We start from the raw sequence: 22,021 nt of genomic DNA, 5'->3' as shown, positions 1-22,021 counted from the left end.
TGCCGACCGTTGGTCGGCACGCTCTCGCCGAGGTCATGAACCCTGATGGGTTGTGCCAACCAAGGTTGGCACCTACCAACAGCGGGGCATCGCCGGGCCATTGCTGCCTGTCAGGCGAACGGCAGCTTCGCTTCAACGCACGCCGAAGTGATCGCCGCACACGCCTCTTCAATGGCCGGGGTGGTCGGTGCCAGCCGTGGCCGCCGATCCAGCGTGCAGGCCAAGCCAACCTCCAACAACGTCGCGTGCGCGGTGTGCAGCGCCTGCGTGGTGGCTTCGGGCAGGAAACCGGCGGCGCCCAGCGCATCGATCAACGACGGTGTGTCGCGCGGCTCGAGCAGCGCCGGCACCTGCGCACTGCGCGCCAGCACGCCGGTCTGCAGCAGGAATTCCAGATCCACCACGCCACCGGCGCCCTGCTTCAGGTCCAGCCGCGCGGCATCGCTGCGGTCCAGTTCGGTGCGCATGCGCCCGCGCATCTTCAACACGTCGGCATACAGCACACCGGCATCACGCTCGCGGCCCAGCGTCTGCGCACGCACCTGCTCAAAGGCGGCCAGCAGGCTGGCATCGCCGGCCACGCCACGCGCGCGCACCAGCGCTTGGTGTTCCCAGGTCCACGCGCGTTCGCGCTGGTAGTCGGTGTAACTGGCCAGCGAAGACACCAGCGAGCCCTTACCGCCATCCGGGCGCAGGCGCACGTCGATGTCGTACAGGCGGCCGGCGGCGGTGACCGCGCCAAGCAGCGCCATCACCTTCTGCGCCAGGCGCGCATACCACCGCCCCGGCTCCAGCGGGCGCGCGCCATCGCTGGCGTCCACCCCGGCTGGGTTGTCGTGCAGGAACACCAGGTCCAGATCGGAACCGAAGCCGAGTTCCAGGCCGCCGAGGCTGCCGTAGCCGATGATCGCAAAGCGCCCACCGGGAATCTCACCGTGTGCAGCCCGCATGTCCGCCTCGGCCATCGCCAGCACGGTGATCACCACCGCCTGTGCCAGCTCGGCCAGTTGCCGCGTGCTGTCCACCGCGCCCTGGCGACCATCCAGCGTGGCCATCGCCATGCGGAAGCTGAGCGCCAGCCGCGTTTCGTTGAGCCAGCGCAGCGCGGATTCGGGATCTTCCACCGACAACACCTGCTGGCACTCGGCCAGCATGCCGGCGGCATCGGGCATCGGCCCGGACACGCGCACGTCCAGCAGCTCATCCAGCAGCAGCGGATAGGCGGCCAGCCGCTCGGCCAGCAGTGCACTGCGCGCCAGCACATCGACCAGCCGCGCCAGCGCGCTGGGCTGTTCGTCCAGCAGCGCCAGGTAGCTGGTCCGGCGCAGCACCGCCTGCAGCAGGCCGAGCACGCGCTTGAGCGCGGCATCGGGCTGCGGCGAGCGCGTGGCCGCATGCAGCAGCGCCGGCAGCACGCGATCCAGCCGCGCACGCGCGGCATCGGACAATGACTTCACACCCGTGCCCTGGGCGAAATCACGCAGCGACTGGTCGGCGCCGTTGGCGTCGAGGAAACCGGCTTCGGCCAGCAACGGCGCGTTGCTGCCGTCGGGCAGGCTGCGCCAGTAGTTGGCCAACGCATCGGGCGCGGCCTGGCCCTTGCGCGGTGCCAGCAGCGCGGCGAATTCGGTACTGACCCGCTGCTGCTGTGCGGCCAGCGCCGCGCGCAGCACTTCCCAGTCCGGGTAGCCGAGGCCGATGGCAATGCGCTCACGGTCCAGCGTGTCACCGGGCAGCACATGGGTCTGCGCATCGCGCAGCATCTGCAGGCGGTTTTCCAGCCTGCGCAGGAACAGATAGGCCTCGCGCAACGCGCTGCCATCCTCGGGCGCGATCTGCCCGGCCGCCACCAGTGCCGCCAGCGCCACCAGCAGGCGACGCTCGCGCAGTGCCGGTTCACGGCCGCCGCGGATCAGCTGCAGTGCCTGGCACAGGAACTCGATTTCACGGATGCCACCGGCACCACGCTTGATGTCCTCGTGCAGTTCGCGGCGCGCGACTTCGGCGGTGATCGCCGCCTTCATCTCGCGCAGGCCATCGAGCGCGGTGAAATCCAGGTAGCGGCGGTACACGAACGGGCGCAGGGTCTGCAGCCACCCTTCGCCAGCCTCGATGTCGCCGGCCACGGCACGCGCCTTCAGCCAGGCATAGCGTTCCCAGTCGCGGCCCTCGCGCTGGAAGTACTGGTCCATCGCCGCGAACGACAGCGCAACGCGGCCAGCGCTGCCGAACGGGCGCAGGCGCAGGTCGACACGGTGGCTGAAACCATCGACGGTGGTTTCGTCCAGCAGTTTGGCCAGGCGCTGGCCGAGGCGGGCGAAGTACTCCTCGGCGGCCAGCGCGCGCGGGCCGTCGGATTCGCCGCCCTGCGGGTAGGCGTAGACCAGGTCGATGTCGGAACTGAAGTTGAGCTCGCCACCGCCCAGCTTGCCGAGACCAAATACCACCAGCTGCATGGGCTGGCCGTGGTCATCGCGAATGACCCCGTGGCGTTGCGCGAACTCCTGCTGCAGCGCGTCCAGCGCCAGCCGCAGGCAGTCTTCGGCCAAGGTGGTGGCGCCAGCCAGGGTCTGTGCCACGTCGTCCAGCCCGGCCAGGTCGCGCCAGATCAGCCGCGTCGACATCGCCGTGCGCCAGCGCCGCAACTGTGAAGGCCAGTCGCTGGGCTGCAGCGGGTCGAGCACCGGCGCCGGGATCGGCGGGCAAGCGGGCGCGGCCAGCTGTGCCAGCAGCGCCGGTTGCCGCACCAGCGTATCCAGCGCGAAGTCGCTGGCCACGGCCAGCCGGGTCAGCAGCGGCTGCAGGTCGGGCGGGATCGGCTCGGGCAGGACCTGGGCCAGGCGCGCCAGGGCACGGTCGACAAGGGGCTGCAGGGTAGCGGGCAATTCAGCGGGTGCGAGTGTCATGCCCCGATTGTATCGACCCGGCCGGGGCGCAACGGACCCGGTAGTGCCGGCCGCTGGCCGGTAGGGGTGCGGAGGTTGCCGGCCAGCGGCCGGCACTACCGATAATGGAGACCGCGTATTCATAATGGGCGGCAGGCAATAAAAAAGCCCGCTTGCAGCGAACTGCCAGCGGGCTCTGCTCCCTCCCCCACGTCGGGATGCAGGGCCATCGTGCGGGCTGCGAAAGCACTTTGCACGCTGCACTGCAAAACAAAACCGACCGGTACGGGTGACCCCGGTGGGGAAAAGCCATTCCACGAAGGTAGAACCCCCCGTACGGATGAGGATGGCCGATAATCGGGTTTCCCCCCAGAAACACTGTCGTCATGTCTGTTGATCGCATCGCCAACGCGCGTCTCCGTGACCGCGTGGTCTCCGCCGAGACCGCAGCCGCGCTGATCCAGCCCGGTGAAACCGTGGCCATGAGCGGCTTTACCGGCTCCGGGTATCCCAAGGCCGTTCCCGTCGAACTGGCGCGCCGCATCGAAGCGGTGCATGCCCAGGGCAATCCCTTCCAGATCAAGCTGATGACCGGCGCCTCCACCGCGCCGGAACTCGATGGCGCGCTGGCCAAGGCCGATGGCATCGCCATGCGCATGCCGTTCCAGAGCGACCCGGATGCGCGCAACCGCATCAACGAGGGAAAGCTGGATTACATCGACATCCACCTCAGCCACGTCGCCCAGCACGTGTGGTTCGGCTTCTACGGCGAGATCGATACCGCCGTGATCGAAGTGTCGGCCATCCGCGAGGACGGCTCGCTGGTGCCCTCCACCTCGGTCGGCAACAACAAGACCTGGCTGGACCTGGCGAAGAAGGTGATCGTCGAGGTCAACGAATGGCAGCCGGCCGGCGTCGACGGCATGCATGACATCTACTACGGCACGGCGCTGCCGCCGCACCGCAAGCCGATTCCGCTGGTGAACGCCAACGACCGCATCGGTGACACCGCGCTGCGCTGCGACCCGGACAAGATCGTGGCGGTGGTGCGTACCAACGGCCCGGACCGCAACAGCCCGTTCAGCCCGATCGATGCGACCAGCGAGCAGATCGCCGCGCACCTGATCGAGTTCCTCAAGCACGAAGTGAAGAAGGGCCGCCTGCCGCCGAACCTGCTGCCGCTGCAGTCGGGTGTGGGCAACATCCCCAACGCGGTGCTGGCCGGCCTGGCCAAGAGTGGTTTCCGTGACCTGGCCGCGTTCACCGAAGTGATCCAGGACGGCATGCTCGACCTGCTGCGCGATGGCGTGCTGAGCTACGCCTCGTGCACCGGCTTCGCGTTGAGCCCGCAGGCCAACGAGACGTTCAAGGAGCACATCGATTTCTACCGCGAGCGCATCATCATGCGCACGCAGGAAATCTCCAACCATCCGGAACTGGTGCGCCGCCTCGGCTGCATCGGCATGAACGGCATGATCGAGGTGGACATCTACGGCAACGTCAATTCGACGCACGTGATGGGCACGCGGATCATGAACGGCATCGGCGGTTCGGGTGACTTTGCCCGCAACGGCTTCCTGTCCGCGTTCCTGAGCCCGTCCACCGCCAAGAACGGCACCATTTCGGCGATCGTGCCGATGGCCAGCCACGTCGACCACACCGAGCACGACGTGTCGGTGATCGTCACCGAACAGGGCCTGGCCGACCTGCGTGGGCTGACCCCGCGCAAGCGTGCGCAGGTACTGATCGACAACTGCGCGCATCCGGATTTCCGCGCGCAGCTGCAGGACTACTTCGACCGTGCCAGCCGCGAGAGCTACGGCAAGCACACCCCGCACCTGCTGCCGGAAGCGCTGTCGTGGCACCAGCGCTGGCTGGATACCGGCACGATGAAGGGCTGAGGCCCGCGAACACTGGTAGAGCCGGCCGCTGGCCGGCTCCCCAGAACAGCCGGCCAGCGGCCGGCTCTACCTTCACGCGGTACGCAGCGCCGCCAGCGATTCGGCCTGCAGCCGCTCGTAGATCTCGAACTCGTCATTCACCGCCGCGCCCAGCGCCTGCTCGAAGGCCTCGCGGTTGGCGTGCGCGGCATAGGCGCGCTGTTCTTCGCCGCCCAGGTTCGACTGGAAGATGCCCGCGGCGCTGACCGGCAGGAAATCCTCGTAGACGATCGGGTCGGCGGTGGCCAGGCCGGTAGCCACCAGCACTTCGGCCGGCAGGTCGGCCACGCGTTCCGGCGCGGCGCGGCCGGCGTCGGTCAGCTGGTAGCGGTAGTAGCCCAGGCCTTCCTGGCGCAGCGTGTCATGCTCATCCGGGAAGCTGGCAAACACCGCCTGCAGGCGCTGGCCATAGTCGCCACCGGTACTGCCTTCGCCACCGGCATCGCGTGCCTGCGACAGCAGCTGGTCATACAGCGCGCGCCCCTTCGGGGTCAGCGCAAGCCCGCGCTGTTCGATCTCGCCGAAACGCGCGGTATGCGTGCCGGCATCACCGCCTTCGCTGTCCGGGAAATGCACCGCTTCTTCCAGTGCCTTGAAGCTGGTCTGGCGCAGCAGGATCGGGCAGGCACGGCGCGGCGGGCCTTCGATTACCGCCTTGGCGGCCATGCCGTGCTCGATCATCGCCGCCTGCGCCGCGTCGATATCCAGCGTGCGCGGGGTCAGGTGGTTGATGTGCGGGCCACGGAAGCTGACCACGTCGGCCACCAGCCGGTGCGCCTTGTTGAGGGCGTGGTAGGTCGGCAGGTCGACGGTGGCGTCGCCGTGCCAGCGGAAGGTTTCCAGCGCCTCTTCGACGAAACGTTCGGCGTCGGCCTGCGACAGGCCACCGTCACGCTCGGCCTGGTCGATCAGTGCCAGCGCGCCCTCGGTGAAGATGCGGCGGCGTTCGAGGATGCGCGCCGATTCGGCACGCAGCGCTTCGTCTTCGATCAGCTCCAGGCGCAGCAGCGAGGTGAACACGCGGAACGGGTTCTGTGCCAGCGCGGCACCGGTGAGCGGCCGGAACGCGGTGGAGTGCACCGGCACGCCGGCCACCGACAGGTCGTAATAGCCGACCGGGAACATGCCCATCACCGCGAACAGGCGGCGCAGCGTCGCCAGTTCCTGCACGGTGCCGACGCGGATCGCACCGTGGCGCTCCTCGTCCAGGCGCGCGCGCTCGTCGTTGCGCTGCAGCTGCGCGGCCAGCGCCGGGTCCTGCTCCAGCACCTGCGCGTTGATCCGCTCCACCAGTTCCACCAGCGTGCCGTACAGCGGCACTTCGGTGCGGTACATGCGGGACATGGCCTGGGCGAACAGGCGGCGGATCACATCAGGCGAAACGAAAGAGGCGCTCATCAGTCACTCGATTACGGGAACGGGGAACAGCTCGAACCCGTATTGTCGCCGGAGCGCGCGGCGGCGGCGATATGCAGAGCAACATGAAGGAAATCGGTAGTGCCGGCCGCTGGCCGGCAACCTCTGGATGCCTGGAGCATAGGATAGGAATTGCCGGCCAGCGGCCGGCACTACCGCTTCAGCTGGCGCTTCAGGGTGGCATCGAGGGTGATCGGCCGGTCCCAGTGCTCATAGCTGGCGACGATGGCATGGCGCACGGCGCGGTAGTGCAGGTTGTCCGGCGCGCGCGGCATGCGCTTGACCACCGCCTCCCAGCCCCCCTCCGGATTCTGGCTGAAGGCGCGCACGCTGTCGCGGCAGGTCTGGCCGCTGGCCTTGGCCCAGAAACAGGCGAAATAGATATCCCCGGCCTGCCAGCCGTGGGTGGTGAACAAGGCGCTGATGTAGCCGCGCGACACGCCGGCATAGCGCGATACCTCATCGAGGAAGGCGTCGGGGTAGCGTTCGGCGTAATGGTTGATGTCCTGCAGCTGGGCATCCACCCAACTGTCACCGGTTTCCACGGTGTAGGCCGCCGAGCGCTCGGCGGTCTGCTGGGCCAGCACGGTGGCCGGCGCCAGCAGCAGGGACAGCATCAGTGCGCGCAGTCGGACGTTCATGCCCCGATTCTGCCGCAGCCGCCCGCCCCTGTCAGGCCGCCGCAGCTGCCTTGGCCTCGATCGCCGCCAGCGCGGCTGGCCAATCGTGCGCGGTATCGGCGGTGACCATGCGCGGTTCGTCGTCGGCCACGCCGTGCTGGGTCTCGTGGGCCCAGGTCACCGCGTACGGGGTATGCACGCCCCAGCCGCCAAGGGTCACCACCGGCTCGATATCCGAACGCAGCGAGTTGCCGACCATCACGAAGCGCTGCATCGGCAGGTCGAACTCGGCCAGCACGCGCGCGTAGGTTTCCGGGTCCTTCTCCGAGACGATCTCGATGCGCGGGAACAGCTCGCGCAGGTTGGCCACCTTGATCTTGGCTTCCTGGTGGAACAGATCGCCCTTGGTGATCAGCACCACCGGGTACTGTTCGGCAATGGCCGCCACCGATGCGCGCACGCCGTCGATCAGCTCGACCGGGTGGCGCAGGGTGTCATGGCCGATGTCCAGCATGCGCTGGATGTCCTTGGCGTCGATGCGCTGGCCGGTGATGTCGATGGCCGCTTCGATCATCGACAGCACCATGCCCTTCACGCCATAGCCGAACACGGCCAGGTTGCGCTGCTGCACTTCCAGCAGGTGGCGGGCGGTCTGGGTGTCGTGCACGTCGACATAGCGCGACAGCAGGTCCAGGTAATCCTGCTCGGCCTTGCGGTAGTAGTCCTCGCTCTTCCACAGCGTGTCATCACCGTCAAAACCAACCAGGCCGATGGCGCGCGACGGCGCAGGCGTGGGGGTATTCATCCGCCAAGGATACAGCGGCCCGACAGACGGGAAAAACCCGGGCGGCCGTAGCCGCCCGGGTCCCCATGCACCGGTTTTCCCGAATCAGGTGTGGATCAGCGGCCCTGCGCCGCGCCGGCACCTGCGCCGGCCTGCTGGGCGGCCACGTAGGCCTTGTACTCATCGGCGCTCAGCTCGCCGTCCTTGTTGGTATCGGCCTGGTCGAACACCTGGGCGAGGCCCGCGTTCACCTGTGCCTCGCTCTTGCTGATGGTGCCGTTGCCATCGGTGTCGATGCTGGCCCAGGTCTGGCCACCGCCATTGGCCTGTGCCGAGGCCGCTGCGGCCGCGTTGGTGGCCTGGTCAGCCGCCTGCCCGGCCTGTGCCGCCGCCTGCTGGGCCTGCGCGGCTTCATTCTGCGCCTGCGCGGCCTGCTGCTTGGCCGACTGGGCCATCGCCGGGATGGCCAGCACGCTGCCGGCGGCGACGATCAGGGCGATCAGGGGCTTGCGGTTGCGAATAGTCATCAGGGGTGTCTCCTACCGATTGGGTGGTGTTGCGCGGCGTGTTGTTTCCGCACGGCACCTACCCTGCCACCGCGTTTCTGAATCGATTTTGCGGCGCGACCTGCGTGAACACGCACGATTAACCACTGGCCCGCGCGCATGCATTAGCACGCTGGTTAGGGCGGAGTGAGCGGCTCATAAGCTGCGCATTCAGCGCAGCAGGATTTAACCGGCAGGCAACGAAAAACCTGCGTCAGTCGACGGTTTTTTCCAATGACCGCGAACTGAACATCACCCATCCCAAGGCGACACCGGCCAGCGCACCGGCGATTTCCAGCACCACGCGGCTGCCCAGTTCGTTCGGATCGTGGATGGTGGACAGGAACAGGCGCGCATACAGCGGCGACTCCAGCCGCACGATGCCCATGTAGAACAGCTTCCACGCATCGATGCCGGTGGAGATCACCACCGAGATGACGCACGACCAGCCGATCGCATGGCCCACCGACCAGTGCAGCAGCCGGCACAGGCGCGACCACAGGAAGTACACCAGCAGGCCGACCAGCAGGGCGATGGCGCCAGCTTCCAGGGTGCCGAGCAGGCCGAAGTGCAGGGGAAGGTTCATCGGGTGGGCAGGGATGAGAAGGCGGCCAGTGTAAGGGTATCGGCAGGGTTGCACCCTCCACCCGCGGAGGCTTCAAGCAACGGCCGAAGCCAATGCGGCTCTGGACTGCTGACGGTTTGGCGGGACGATGTGGGTGGGCAGGACACGCCGTAAACCCCCCTCCGGGGTCCGGCCCAGCCGCTGGCGGCTGGGCGTTCGGGCGCTTGCGAAGCAGTGCTTCGCAAGCAAAGCGCCCTCACCCATGGGGGCTCGATGCCGCCATCCATGGCGCCAACGGTCCTGCCCACCCACACCGCCCCACCCCCGACAGAGTCCTGATGACGGTTGGTGGTAGATCCACGCCATGCGTGGATGAATCTCCATCGAAATCGAGTATCTCGATGATCAAACGAAAAGCATCCAGGCATGACGTCGATCTACCGTGTCGACCAAGGTCGACACCTACCAACAGCAGCGACCCTCTGCCGATACCCCTACCGTACGGGGACGTCGTACGCGGTGCCGGGGTCCGGTTCGGGCTGCAGCGTGTAATGCCACCACTCCTGCGGGTAATTCACGAAACCGCGCCGGGCCATCGCGCGCACCAGCTGCTGTCGATTTACCTGCTGCACGTCGCTCAACCCGCTCGCCTGCGTATGCGCACGCGGGCCGAAGAAATCGAAATCCGTCCCCATGTCCAGCGGCGTGCAGGTACCGCTGCGGCAATCCAGCAGGCCGAGGTCGACGGTGGCACCGCGGCTGTGGCCGGAACGCTCGGCGATGTAGCCGTCGGCCAGCAGGCGTGGCTTGTCCAGGCCCGGGTACTGCAATGCCTTGCGCGAAAGCTCGCCCGGGTCGTTCACCCAGGCCATGAAGGCCTGCACCGAGCGCACCGGCCGATAGCAGTCGTAGATCCGCAGGCCCCATCCATCTGCGCGCAGATCCTGCTCCACCTGGGCCAGTGCCTTCGCCACTGGCTCCAGCAGATAGCAGGAAGGCGCCTCGTAGCCGGGAACGCGCACACCGGTGAAGTTGTTGGCGCCGGCGTAGCGGATGTCCATGTCGATGTGTGGCGACAGCGTGCGGATCTCCACCAGTCCGGCGCTGGCCGCATCAGTGGCCGCTGAAACGCGCGGCGGCTCAGCGCCGCGGGCTGTCGCGGCCAGGGCAATCGCCAGTACGAGTGAAATGCAGGTCCTGGAAGTCATAGCTGAAGTCGATGTCCGGATCAATGGCGCGCAGGTCCAGCGTCGGCGACGGGCCTTCGCCCGGTTGCAGCCACGCCTGTGCTTCGTCGCCCAGCGTATCCCAGCGCAGCAGCCAGCGCCCCTGCAGCTGCAGTACCGTGGCCTGCAGCCGGGGCGACTTGTCCACGCTGAAGCGCAGGCCGTCCTTGCCCGGGCACAGCGAGGCCGGACCCAGCCACGGGTCGTTGTAGCGGCCCTGCCAGCGTGGCAGATCGGAAGCCGACGCCTGTCGCGCATCGGAAGTGGCTGGTCGCTGATGGCCGGTTGCCGCCCGCGTGGCCTGCTCAGCCTTCAGCTCGGCCAGGTAGGCCGTCGCCGGGCGCGCATCGTGCGCGGCGGTGAACCGTTTCAGCGTGGCCTGCATCAGGGCGGTGCGCGCATCCTCGCCCTCGCCGTTGATCAGCATCACCACACCCAGCTTGCGGTCGGGCAGCAGGGCCAGCGACGAATACATGCCCGACAGCGTGCCGGTGTGCGCCACCTTCCACTGCCCGTCCATGTCCGACACCCGCCAGCCGTATCCGTAGCCGTAGAAGTGCGCGTTGTCCCAGCGCCGCTGGCGTTCACTCAACGGCATCGGCATGTGCAGGGTCCACAGCGTGCGGCGCTGCTCAGCGCCCAGCCAGTCCGGCGCCAGCGCGGGGTCCAGCAGCACCTGCATCCAGCGCGTCATGTCACGCAGCGAGCAGCGGATGCCACCGGCGGCCATCGAGGGCAGGTCCGGGCTGATGGCCCCATCGGCGCTCACCACTTCGTTGCGTTCGCCGTGCCAGGCATGCGGCTGCGCCACGTTGCCCACGCGTTTCACCGACCATGCGCCCACCTGGCAGCGCGACAGCCCCAGTGGCTCGAATACCTGTTCGCGCATCAGCTGGTCATAAGGTTTTCCACCGGCCGCAGCGGCCACTTCGCCGGCCACCACGTACATCAGGTTGTCGTAGGCGTAATGGCTGCGGAAGCTGCTGACCGGCTTCAAATGCGCCAGCCCGGCGATGATATCGGCACGGGTGAACGTGTTCGGCTCCGGCCACAGCATCAGGTCGCCCGCACCCAGGCCGAGGCCGCTGTTGTGGATCAGCAGGTCGCGCACCTGCATCTGCTGGCCCACCCATGCGTCATGCATGCGGAACTCCGGCAGATAGCGCTGCACAGGGTCATCCCAGCGCAGCCTGCCCTGCTGCACCAGCCGCGCCAGCAGCGCGGCGGTCATCGCCTTGCTGTTGGAGGCGATCTTGAACAGCGTGTCCTCATCGATGCGCCCGCCATCGCCGCGCTTGCCTTCCGCATGGCGATAGACCACCTGTCCGTTCTCGACCACCGCCATCGCCAGCCCGGGCAGATGTTCGGCGCGGACTACCGCGACGACGTCGGCGTCGATGGACGCGGTGCCGGCCGGCTGCGCTGTCGCAGCCGGAAACACCGCCAGTGCAGCCGCACAGAGGCCGCATCGTGCGTGCTCGACTACGTTCCGCAAGCGGACGTACGGCATCCTGTCGAGCGCGCTCGACGCTATACGCGGCGCTGGCTTCAGAAGTTCCAGGTCACCACCAGCTGGGTATAGCGCGGTGCCTGCCAGCGTGTGCCGGTAGCAAAGGTCGCCTCGCGGTACTGGCCTGGCTGTGCTTCATAGCGCTGGTGCACGTTGATGGTCTTCTGGTTGTTGAACAGGTTGTACACCGACAACCGGGCGCTGAGGTCGATACCTTCCACCGGCAGGCGCCAGGTCACGTTGGCGCCCATGGTCCAGGTCCACGGCAGGCGACCAAACGCGCCGCGTGGGCTGTACTCGAACTGGCGCTGGTTGTAGGGGCCCGAACAATTAGCCACGCACAGCCAGCCGGTGCCGCCGCCGCTGCCTTCGCTGGAGGTGCTGCCGCCGGCGATGGAGTCGTTCGGCCACATCACGCCGTAGGCGGTGATCGGGCCACCCGACTGCACCTGCAGCGTGGTGCCGAACGACCACTGCTTGTTCAGCGCATACGCAGCGCGGAGCTTGAACTGGTGGCGGAAGTCGTTGAACAGCACGCCATAGCGCTCGTTGGTGGCCGGATGATCCCAGAACTGCACCATGCCGGTATCACCGTAGTTGGTATCGGAGTTCACCGGCCCTTCGAAGTTGCCCTCGCTCTTGGACCACAGGTAGGACGCGTTGAACATCCACTTCTCGTCCCACGCGCGATCAATCTGGAATTCCAGTGCCTTGTAGGTGCGCTTGGGCTTGGAGTAACCGATCACCTCGCCGCTGCCGCCCTTGCGATAGCCGCTGTTGGCGGTATCGATGGTGATCCAGCCTTCGTTGGCGCAGCCGATGCTCTTGTCGCCCCAGATCGTCAGGCTCTCGCCCGGGTTGGCGATCGGCCACAGCGTGCTCGGGGTCGGGCCGCACGGCGTGTAGTTGATGCGGATGTCATCCAGCGCACGGGTCATGCGCCGATAGGTGGCGTTGACGCCCCACGACCAGGCCTGGTTGATCATGTTCTGGAAGCCCAGGATGTACTCGTCCTGGTAGACCGCCTTCAGGTCGCGGTCCACGCTCTGGCGCAGGTCGGCACCGCCGGTGTTCATGCGCGTGTCTGTCGGCCCGATCTGCTGGCCGACGATCGGCGCCATGTACGGCGAGCCGGTTGGCGAGGTCTTCTGCTCCCAGCCGTTGAGCACGTAGTAACTGTACTCGTCGGTCAGGCCACCGGCGAAGTTCACGTTGATGTTGTTGGTGACTGGCAGGTAGTAGCGACCGGCGTTGCCGAACAGCTTGGTGCTGCCATCGCCGCGCATGTCCCAGGAGAAGCCGACGCGCGGTGCGATCAGGTCGTCCATCTTGATGAACGCCTTGCCGGCAGCGGTGCGGTTTTCAAAGCGGTCCCAGCGCACGCCGAGGTTCAGCATGAGATTCGGCGTGATGTTCCAGATGTCTTCCAGGTAGAAGGCATTGGCCTCGGTCTCGAAGGTGCCACCGGACTTGCGGTTGCGCGCGCGCAGCATTTCGGTGACCCCCGCCGGCACGAAGGCATTGGCGCCGTCCCACACTTCGTCGCCGGGTCGCGCCACGTAAGCGGTATAGCTCAGCTCGGTGGGGCCCGGGTAGCGGGTGGACTGCTTGGTGGTCATCAACTCGCGGTCCACGCCGAAGCGCAACAGGTGGTCGCCCAGCTGCCATTCGAAGTCCAGGCGCGCCACGTCACGGGTGTCATCGCGTTCGGCCACCGCCGTGCCGGTGGGATGGCAGCCGGCGCGCAGCCCCTGCAGCTTGCCCAGGCGCGGGCCGTAGGTGCTATCGGTGAACACCGGACTGCAGGCCTGGTCCAGCGACGAGTTGGTGAACGCGCGCTGGTTGTTCTGGCCCACCATGGCGCGTGCGGTGAAGTTCTGGCCGAAGTGGCCGGTGTAGGTGGCCGACCAGTTGCGGCCGCCGGTCTCGGTGACCGAGTCGCCGCCCCAGGCGCCGAGCCGGTCGGCGTTCCAGTTGTAGCCATACGACGCATTGGTGACGTCTCCTTCGTCGGAGAAAGCCAGCAGCGCCAGGCTATGGTTGTCGTTGATGTTCCAGTCCAGCTTGGTGCCCCAGAAGCCGTTGCCCGAGTCGTTCTTGAACCAGGTGCTGCCATCGGACGAGGTGTTGTGCCCCTTGTCGCTGCGGTCTTCGTACATCGCGAACAGGAACAGCTTGTCCTTGATGATCGGCCCCGAACCCCAGACGTTGGTCTTCAGGAACGAGTTGTTGTCACGGCTGCCATAGGAGTGGGGAGTGCCATCGCGGTGGAAATGATCCCCGCCGCTGGCACGCCATGCGCTGGGCTCGGCGGTGACTTCCACGCCGCCTTCGAAGTCATTGCTGCCCGAGCGGGTCACGGCATTGATCACGCCGCCGGTGGAGCGGCCGAACTCGACCGAGTAGCCACCGGTCTTGACCTGGAACTCGTTGAAGAACGCGAACGGCGCCGTGCTGAAGCCACGACGGGTATACATGTCAGTGACGTTCAGGCCGTTGATGAAGACCGCATTCTCGGCCACCGATGAACCGGCGAACGACAGGCCACCGAACGACGAGTTGCCGCCCACCACGCCTGGCGCCATCAGCGCAACGGCGGACAGATCCTGAGCCACCGGCAGCCGCGAGATTTCCTGCCGGTTGATGTTGAAGGAGGTTTCAGTGGAGTAGACATCCACGCGATTGACCACGCGGGTGCCGACCACCTGCAATGCATCAAGATTGGTCACGCCACCACCACTGGCCAGATTGACCGTGGTGGTACCGCCGACAGCAACGCTGACGGCAACCTGATCGCCCAGCTTCTGGCCGTCGCGGCTGAGCTGCAACTGGTAGTCACCCACCGGCAACTGGCCCAGGCGGTAGCTGCCGTCGCTACCGACGTTGACGGTGCGGGTCAGGCCGGTGCTGCTGCTGACCACGGTGACCTGGTCACCAGCGGTCGCGCGTCCGGCGACTGCACCCGTCACATTCTGTGCCATCGCGATGCCGGGCAGCACTACGCCCAGACACGCCCCGAGGGCGACGCACAACGCCGCCCGCTTAATACTGTAAGCCTTCATCCCCTGCTCTCTCCTGCAAGAATTGAATGGTGTGGAGTGTGATGTGTCGCGCTAGCGTTGCCTGGCTGGCAGTACCCGCCACTGGAAGTCGTAGCTCCATTGGTCGAAGTACAGGTTGCCGCCTGCCCACTCGGCCTCGCCGCGCTGCGAGTCGACCGTTTCCGAGCGGAAGTGCTGTTTGGCCGGCACCAAGGGCTGGCCGAAATCATCGTTGAAGGCGATGCGGTAGCCGTCCAGGCCACCCAGGTAGAAGTCGCGCAGGGCCGGCACGTCGCTGGCCAGTGCGCCGGTGGTCACGTCCATCGGCAGCCAGCCATACGGCGTCAGGTAGACCTGCCCCCAATCGTGCAGGTTGTTGTAGCCACTGCCATCGCCGGAGAACACCATGCCCGACTGCCAGCGCGCGGGAATGCCGTTCATGCGCAGCAGCGCGATCAACAGCAGCGTCTGCTGACCGCAGTCGGCATGGCCGGCACGCAACGCGTAATCGCTGAGATTGCTGATCGTGGAATATTCGCGCGCACCGGCCCACGGAACGCGATCCACCGCAGCGAACAGCTTGCGCACCACCTCATACGGCCGCGTCTCGCCCTGCAGTACCTGGTCGGAGAACAGCTTCAGTGCAGGAGTGAAGCGCACATGTGGCAGCTGCTCGGACAGGTAGGGTTGCAGCGCCGGATCGGCCGGCGTCGGCTGCACCTTGGCCGGATCAATCGCGGTATGCCGGGCGAAGATCGTGACCGCGTAGCGGATCTCGAAGCGGGTCGGCTTGCCGGCTACGGCCTTGGCTTCAAGGTAGGCGGTGCGCTGCAGCGTGCTTGCCGGTGCCACGCGTGCCTTGCCCGGCGTACTGCCCAGCCACTGCACCTGTTCCTGCTGGCCGGGAATCTCACGCGGATACGGAATCCATGCGCGTACGGTTTCGCCGGCCGGCACCGCATCGGCCTTCACGGTGAGCGACTGGGTGAATTCGATGCGCTGCGGCAGCACGGAGGCCTTGCCGCTCTGTTCGGCCGCGGCAAGCACGCGCACGTGATGGGCGTTGAGCACTTCGTTCGGGCCCGGCGCCGGCATCGGTGCATCCGCACGGCGGCGTGCACGTGCTTCATCGCTGAGCAGGAACAGGTTCGACGGTGCGCGCTTGAAGTACCAACGCGTGCCATCGATATCGAGGTGCTCGATCAGGCCGAGCTGATCCCAGCGCGCGAATTCCTCGTCGGTCAGGTCGGGAATCCAGCGCCGCACGGCAGACTTGGCGGCGGTTTCGTCGAGGGAAAAGTCCAGGCGGATGCGGCGCATGCGTTCTTCCTGGAACGCGATGTCATCGAAACTGACGCCCGGTTCCGCCGCGTCGGCCGCCGACCAGGTATTCAGCTCGCTATGAGCTTCGGAGAACCGTCCCACGTCGATCATCTGCACGACCCGCGCAAACTGGATGGCCGAGGGCGGCGGCTCCGCGCCCGCCGACCACGCCCACAGCAGCAGCGCGGCACCCAGGCCGGCAGCAGCAGTCAGACGCGGTTTGCGAACGGCAGGATCCACAGCGACACTTCCCCAGCGCGGGTGGTAACGGCTGTGTAACACGGGCCGGGATGCCGGTCAATAATTTATTCTTGATTTCGAAGCCGAAAGGAATAAATATTCCAACAGGCATTCGAGGAGGGTGTGCAGCGCATGATCCTGGCTTCCCGCGAACGGCACCGGCATTGGCCGCGCCGCTTGACCCTGGCGCTGTGCCTGCTGGCGGCGCCCGCCTTTGCGCAGACCACTCCGGCACCCGATCCCGGCGCACCACTGCCGTATGTGATCGGCCTGCACGAGGCGTTCCTGACCCCGCAGTACTGGGCCGCGCGCCTGGACAACGCCGATGCGCCGATCCTCGACCGCGCGCAGATCGACGCGCAGAACGCACGGATGCAGGCGCAGGACAGCCATATCCAGGACATTGCCGCACTGCCCGCTCAGCTGGATGCGACCGCGGTGCGCGACAGCATCACCGCGCTGTCGAGCTGGCCCACGCGCGCCCTCTACAACGACAAGGGCCAGCCCATCACACCGGCACTGCGCCGCGCGATCGAAGCCAACCTCGGGCTGGAGGCGATTCCCGCGCAGGCAGCGCCGCAGTATGGGCTGGTGGTGAGGCGTGCGGCGCTGCGCACCTTCCCCACCCGCGAGCGCGTTTTCAGCAGCGTCGGTGACACCGACATCGACCGCTTCCAGGAATCGGCGCTGTTCCCCGGCGACAAGGTCGCCGTGGTCCATCGCAGTGCCGATGGCCGCTGGCTGTTCGTGCACAGCGAGCGCTACAGCGCGTGGGTCGAGGCCGACGCGATTGCCAGTGGTGACAAGGCCTCGGTACTCGGCTACGGCGCAAAGGGGCCCTACCGCATCATCACCGGCGCCACCGCGCAGACCGCCTACACCCCGGAAGAACCGCGCGTGTCGCGCCTGCAGCTGGACATGGGCGTGCGCCTGCCGGTGCTGGCCGACTGGCCCGCTGCTACGCCGGTAAACGGGCAACAAGCGCATGCCTCGTGGGTGGTGCAGTTGCCGGTACGCGAGGCCGATGGTCGCCTGAAACTGGTCCCTGCGCTGCTGCCGCGCTCGCAGGACACCGCCGCCGACTACCTGCCGCTGACCCCGCGCCTGCTGCTGCAACAGGCCTTCAAATTCCTCGGCGAGCGCTACGGCTGGGGCCACGACTACGACACCCGCGACTGCAGCGGTTTCGTGTCCGAGATCTACCGCAGCTTCGGCGTGCTGCTGCCGCGCAATACCAGCGCGCAGGCGGTCAGCCCGGCGTTGGACCGCCTGCCGTTCACCAGCAAGGACGGCAAGACGGTGCGCGACCGCGCTGTCACCGGTCTGCAGGTGGGCGACCTGGTCTACATCCCCGGCCACGTGATGATGGCCATCGGCCACGTCGACGGCCGCACCTGGGTCATCCACGATACGGCAGGCGGCAGCTGGTTCGGTGCCGACGGCAAACGTGTGCAGGCCCATCTCAATGGTGTTTCGGTCACGCCGCTGGAGCCGATGATGGCCAGCGACAGCGTCCGCTACATCGACCGCATCACCAACATCCAGCGCCTGCGAGCCAAGACTCCCTGAATGAAGATCACCGCCATCGAACTGGGCATGCTGCGCGTGCCGCTGAAGACGCCGTTCAAGACCGCCCTGCGCACGGTGGAGACCGTGGAGGACGTGGTGGTGCTGATCCGCACTGACACCGGCCACACCGGCTATGGCGAAGCGCCGGCCACGGCAGTGATCACCGGCGATACCCATGGCTCGATCATCGAAGCGATCCGCCACTTCATCGCGCCGCGCCTGATCGGCCAGGAGGTGGCCAACCTCAACCGCCTGTGCGGGCTGGTGCAGAGCGCGATGGAGCGCAACACCAGCGCCAAGGCCGCGGTGGAAATCGCGCTGTACGACCTGTGGGCGCAGCTGCATGGCGCGCCGTTGTACCAGATGCTTGGCGGCGGCGACCCGGTGATCACCACCGACATCACCATCAGCGTGGACTACATCGACAAGATGGTGGCCGACTCGTTGTCGGCGATCGAACGCGGCTTCGAGTCGCTGAAGATCAAGGTCGGCAAGGACATCGGCCTGGACATCGAGCGGGTCAAGGCGATCCACGCCGCGGTGGAAGGCCGCGCGTTGTTGCGGCTGGATGCCAACCAGGGCTGGACCGCCAAGCAGGCGGTACATGCGATGCGCACGCTGGAAGAGGCCGGCGTGGTGCTGGAACTTCTGGAGCAACCGGTGAAGGCCGCCGACATCAGCGGCCTGAAGTACGTCACCGACCGCGTCAACACGCCGGTGATGGCCGACGAGAGCGTGTTCAGCCCGAGCCAGGTGATGGACCTGATCCAGCAGCGCGCAGCGGACATCATCAACATCAAGCTGATGAAGACCGGCGGCCTGTCCAATGCGATCCGCATTGCCGACATCGCCGGCATCTACGGTGTGCCGTGCATGATCGGCTGCATGATCGAGTCGAGCATCAGCGTGGCCGCAGCGGTGCACCTGGCGGTGGCCAAGAGCGATGTGATCACCAAGGTCGATCTGGACGGCCCATCGCTGGGCCAGTTCGACCCGGTCAGCGGTGGCGTGCATTTCAACGAATCGGAGATCAGCATCGGCGACGTGCCGGGGTTGGGCATCACCGAAGTGCGGGGGCTGGAGATGCTGGGGTGATGCTCGCAGTCGAGCATGGCTCGACTCTACAAGGCAGGTGCCACGGTAGATCCACGCCGCGCGTGGACGACGTTGCTCTTGTTTTTGCCCTACCCCGTAACCCCTTCGCGGCTGGCACGCGCGCGATCTGTCCGGGGTCGGGCGGGTGGGGCTTGCAGGGGTGTCCGCCGCATGGATGCGGCGGCCAAGCCTCCATGGACGGATTCACGGCGTCCCCTGCAATCCCCACCCGCCCGACCCATTCCATGACACGCTCTACGCTGCCAACCACAACGCCTTTGCAGACACCCGGACACCCCGCATGCCGCCCCTGCTGAAGATCCGCTCCGAGCGCGGGCAGATGTCGGCCATCGAACGCCGCATTGCCGACTTCATCCTCGACAACGCCCACCTGCTGCGCGATTACTCGTCCCAGCAGCTGGCCAGCGCACTGGGCATCAGCCAGTCCAGCGTGGTGAAGTTCAGCCAGAAGCTCGGCTTCAAGGGCTACCCGGACCTGAAGTACTCCATCGGCCAGGACGTCGCGCGCGCCGGGACCGACCCGCAGCAAGCGCCGAGCGAACCGGACAGCGGCGACGACTACCTGCGCCTGGGCGAGGCCCTGCGCCGCAGCAAGGCGCTGGCCGAAGAGGAAACCCGCCAGGCCAATCCGCGCGCGGAGATCGAACGCATCGTGCAGCTGCTCGACGACGCCCCGAAGCTGTTCGTGTACGGGCTGGGCGATGACGGCCTGTATGCCCGCGAGTTCGCCATGCGGCTGTCGCTGCTCGGGCTGCTGGTGGTGCCGCATACCGACCCGGTCCTGATGCTGGCCAACCTGTCGGCGGCACGCCCGAACGATGTGCTGCTGGTGTTCTCCGAATTCGGAAGCCTGCCCCAGCTGTCGCAGCTGTCGCGGCAGTTCCAGGACATGGGGGGCAAGGTGATTTCCATCACCCGCCATACCGCCAATCCGCTGCGCGCGCATGCGGATGCGGCACTGGCGGTCTGCGCGCACGACCGCACGCCGCAGGTCGCGCAGCTGCTGTACCGTAGCGCCATGCACGCCCTGCTGGATTTCCTGTTCGTGCTGCTCTGCCACGCCAATCCGGACCGCCAGCAGCAGCTGGCCGTGAACCTGGAGCGGATCGACCACCTGCTGGATTCCTGACCGGAGCGCATGTTGATGAAATCGCTGGCCCGCCTCGCCGCCTTCGCGCTGCTGCTTGCCACAGCGTGGGCCGTCCACGCCGCGCCGCTGGACGGCGCGCGCCAGTTGATCGTGGTCACCAGCGAAGGCTGGGACAGCACCCAGGGCCAACTGCAGGCGTATGTACGCGATGGCAAGGGTTGGCACCCGCATGGGCAACCATTCCCGGTGGCACTGGGCCGCACCGGCAGCGCATGGGGGCTGGGCCTGCATCCGGCACAGGCCGATGGCCCGCAGAAGCAGGAAGGCGACGGCCGCAGCCCGGCCGGTGTGTTCGCGCTCGGCAGCGCGTTCGGCTACGCCGTCACCCGCCCCGGCACCGCAATGCCCTACCAGCCGATGCTCGACAGCAGCTACTGCATGGACGTGCCCGCCTCGCCGTTCTACAACCGCATCGTCGATGCGAACAAGGTCGGCAGTGCAGCGGTCAAGGGCTCCACCGAGCCGATGCGGCTGGACCTGCACAACAAGGGCGACGTGCGCTACCAGCAGGGCTTTGTGATCGCCCACAACCCGGACAACCAGCCCGGCAAGGGCAGCTGCATCTTCGCCCACCTGTGGCGCCAGCCGGGCGAAGCCACGGCCGGCTGCACCGCCATGCCGCTGGCGCGCATGCAGGCGCTGCTGGACTGGCTGCGGCCGCAGGACACGCCGCGCTTCGTGCTGCTGCCGCGCGCCGAGTACCAGCGCCTGCAGGCACAGTGGCAGCTGCCCGCACTGAGCGGAGACGTCCGTTGAGCGCGCAGGACGAACCGCAGCTGCAGCGCGCGGTCAGCCGCTGGCAGATCGTCGGCCTGTCGATCAACGATGTGATCGGCAGCGGCATCTACCTGCTGCCGGCCGCCACCGTCGCCCTGCTCGGCCCCTTCAGCCTGTGGGGCGTGGTCGCCGCCGGCATCGTCGTCGCGCTGCTGGTGCTGTGCTACGCGCAGGCCGCCAGCTACTTCGATGAGCCGGGCGGCAGCTACCTGTATGCGCGCGAGGCGTTCGGCCGCTTCGCCGGGTTCGAGATCGGCTGGATGATCTGGCTGACCCGCATCAGCTCGGCCGCGGCGCTCAGCAATGCGCTGGCCGATGCGGTCGCACGCTTCTGGCCGTGGGCTGGCGCCGGCCTGGGTCGCATCGCGGTGATCGTGGTCTCGCTGGGCTTCCTCACCGGGGTCAACATCATCGGCGTGCGCTCGGCCGCGCGCACCGGCGTGGTGCTGGTGATCGGCAAGATGCTGCCGCTGCTGCTGTTCGTGGCCATCGGCGCGTTCTACATTGATCCGCAGCTGGCGTTCTCCGGCCAGCGCCCGGACCCGCACGACCTGCAGCGCATGGGCGAGGCAGCGCTCCTGCTGCTGTACGCCTACGCCGGCTTCGAGAACATCCCGGCCGCCGCCGGCGAGTACCGCAATCCGCGCCGCGATATTCCGTTCGCGCTGATCACCATGATCATCACTGTCACCGTCATCTACGGCGCGGTGCAGGTGGTGGCGCAGGGCACGCTGGCCGGCCTGTCCAGCTCGGCGACGCCGCTGGCCGACGCCGCCGCCGGATTCGGTGGCGAAGCGCTGGCCCTGATCCTGACCATCGGTGCCACCATCTCCATCCTCGGCACCAACAGCAACACGATGATGATGGGCCCGCGCTTCCTGTTCGCGCTGGCCCGCGATGGCTACGGGCCGAAGATCCTGGCGCAGGTGCATCCGCGCTTCCATACCCCGGCCGCCTCGATCCTGTGCCAGGGCCTGATCGCGCTCGGCCTGGCGTTGTCCGGTTCGTTCGTGCAGCTGGCGCTGCTGTCGATGACCACGCGCCTGTTCGCCTACATCGGCACCGCCGCTGCGGTACTGGTACTGGCCAAGCGCTATGCCGACCGCCCGGGCGCGTTGAAACTGCCCGGTGGCCCGCTGATTCCGGTACTGGCGCTGCTGCTGTGCCTGGCGCTGTTCGCCAGTGCCAGCTGGCAGAACATCGCCGCCGCGCTGGTGGCCTTCGCCATCGGCGCGGTGATCTACAAGCTGCCACGCAAGGACGCCGACGCCGGATGAACGGTGGCGCGCCCTGACCGGCGGATTGATCTGGCGA

General features: G+C 67.1%; 16 protein-coding genes. 6 read left to right on the top strand and 10 right to left on the bottom strand.

Features of this window, described 5'->3' with window-relative positions:
- Nucleotides 1-110 precede the first annotated feature (110 nt).
- On the bottom strand, nt 111-2,906 hold the full coding sequence (glnE, locus tag VN11_RS01965; RefSeq protein WP_053448610.1) for a bifunctional [glutamate--ammonia ligase]-adenylyl-L-tyrosine phosphorylase/[glutamate--ammonia-ligase] adenylyltransferase: 2,796 nt from the start codon (nt 2,904-2,906) through the stop codon (nt 111-113).
- A gap of 365 nt (nt 2,907-3,271) precedes the next feature.
- Between glnE and VN11_RS01960 the strand changes: the two genes are divergently transcribed.
- On the top strand, nt 3,272-4,786 hold the full coding sequence (locus VN11_RS01960; RefSeq protein WP_053448609.1) for an acetyl-CoA hydrolase/transferase family protein: 1,515 nt from the start codon (nt 3,272-3,274) through the stop codon (nt 4,784-4,786).
- A gap of 72 nt (nt 4,787-4,858) precedes the next feature.
- Here VN11_RS01960 and hglS read toward each other — a convergent pair whose 3' ends face one another.
- The 9 genes from hglS to VN11_RS01915 all read right to left on the bottom strand — a co-directional run bounded on the left by hglS (nt 4,859) and on the right by VN11_RS01915 (nt 16,095).
- On the bottom strand, nt 4,859-6,223 hold the full coding sequence (gene hglS / locus VN11_RS01955) for a 2-oxoadipate dioxygenase/decarboxylase HglS (RefSeq protein ID WP_053448608.1): 1,365 nt from the start codon (nt 6,221-6,223) through the stop codon (nt 4,859-4,861).
- A 170-nt stretch (nt 6,224-6,393) separates the two neighbouring features.
- Nucleotides 6,394-6,882: a hypothetical protein gene (locus VN11_RS01950; protein ID WP_053448607.1), complete on the bottom strand. Its 489-nt coding sequence runs from the start codon at nt 6,880-6,882 to the stop codon at nt 6,394-6,396.
- Nucleotides 6,883-6,913: 31 nt separating this feature from the next.
- Nucleotides 6,914-7,666 (bottom strand): HAD family hydrolase, encoded by a 753-nt coding sequence (locus VN11_RS01945; RefSeq protein ID WP_008264489.1) that lies wholly within the window; start codon nt 7,664-7,666, stop codon nt 6,914-6,916.
- Between the two features lie 95 nt (nt 7,667-7,761).
- The gene (locus VN11_RS01940; protein WP_004153928.1) at nt 7,762-8,172 is read right to left on the bottom strand and encodes an EF-hand domain-containing protein; all 411 of its coding nucleotides are present in this window, start codon (nt 8,170-8,172) and stop codon (nt 7,762-7,764) included.
- 232 nt (nt 8,173-8,404) lie between these two features.
- Nucleotides 8,405-8,776, bottom strand: coding sequence for a hypothetical protein (locus VN11_RS01935; protein ID WP_053448606.1), 372 nt, complete (start codon nt 8,774-8,776; stop codon nt 8,405-8,407).
- Between the two features lie 473 nt (nt 8,777-9,249).
- Complete coding sequence (locus VN11_RS01930; protein WP_053448605.1) at nt 9,250-9,963, bottom strand: M15 family metallopeptidase; 714 nt, start codon at nt 9,961-9,963, stop codon at nt 9,250-9,252.
- Nucleotides 9,896-11,476 carry a serine hydrolase domain-containing protein gene (locus tag VN11_RS01925; RefSeq protein ID WP_428992459.1) on the bottom strand — a complete coding sequence of 527 codons (1,581 nt, stop codon included), beginning with the start codon at nt 11,474-11,476 and terminating at the stop codon, nt 9,896-9,898. Before VN11_RS01925 ends, VN11_RS01930 begins: the two co-directional genes overlap by 68 nt.
- A gap of 53 nt (nt 11,477-11,529) precedes the next feature.
- Nucleotides 11,530-14,553 carry a TonB-dependent receptor gene (locus tag VN11_RS01920; RefSeq protein ID WP_053448603.1) on the bottom strand — a complete coding sequence of 1,008 codons (3,024 nt, stop codon included), beginning with the start codon at nt 14,551-14,553 and terminating at the stop codon, nt 11,530-11,532.
- A gap of 51 nt (nt 14,554-14,604) precedes the next feature.
- Entirely contained in the window at nt 14,605-16,095 is a 1,491-nt protein-coding gene (locus VN11_RS01915) for a transglutaminase-like domain-containing protein (protein WP_053448602.1), read from the bottom strand.
- A 132-nt stretch (nt 16,096-16,227) separates the two neighbouring features.
- Here VN11_RS01915 and VN11_RS01910 point away from each other — a divergent pair, with 132 nt between their 5' ends.
- The 5 genes from VN11_RS01910 to VN11_RS01890 all read left to right on the top strand — a co-directional run bounded on the left by VN11_RS01910 (nt 16,228) and on the right by VN11_RS01890 (nt 21,984).
- Nucleotides 16,228-17,664, top strand: a complete 1,437-nt coding sequence (locus VN11_RS01910) for an SH3 domain-containing protein (protein ID WP_053451229.1) — start codon at nt 16,228-16,230, stop codon at nt 17,662-17,664.
- Nucleotides 17,665-18,759 (top strand): dipeptide epimerase, encoded by a 1,095-nt coding sequence (locus tag VN11_RS01905; RefSeq protein WP_053448601.1) that lies wholly within the window; start codon nt 17,665-17,667, stop codon nt 18,757-18,759. It abuts the gene before it with no gap.
- A gap of 301 nt (nt 18,760-19,060) precedes the next feature.
- Nucleotides 19,061-19,909, top strand: coding sequence for a MurR/RpiR family transcriptional regulator (locus VN11_RS01900; protein WP_053448600.1), 849 nt, complete (start codon nt 19,061-19,063; stop codon nt 19,907-19,909).
- 15 nt (nt 19,910-19,924) lie between these two features.
- Nucleotides 19,925-20,686 carry a L,D-transpeptidase family protein gene (locus tag VN11_RS01895; RefSeq protein WP_053451228.1) on the top strand — a complete coding sequence of 254 codons (762 nt, stop codon included), beginning with the start codon at nt 19,925-19,927 and terminating at the stop codon, nt 20,684-20,686.
- Nucleotides 20,683-21,984: an APC family permease gene (locus VN11_RS01890; protein WP_053448599.1), complete on the top strand. Its 1,302-nt coding sequence runs from the start codon at nt 20,683-20,685 to the stop codon at nt 21,982-21,984. The genes VN11_RS01895 and VN11_RS01890 overlap by 4 nt, the downstream gene beginning before the upstream one ends.
- Nucleotides 21,985-22,021: the final 37 nt, after the last annotated feature.

Origin of the sequence: Stenotrophomonas maltophilia, from assembly GCF_001274595.1 — a bacterium.
Classification (GTDB): Bacteria; Pseudomonadota; Gammaproteobacteria; order Xanthomonadales; family Xanthomonadaceae; genus Stenotrophomonas; species Stenotrophomonas forensis.
Note: the sequence above shows the minus strand (reverse complement) of the source record. Positions and strands in the feature narration are given on the sequence as shown.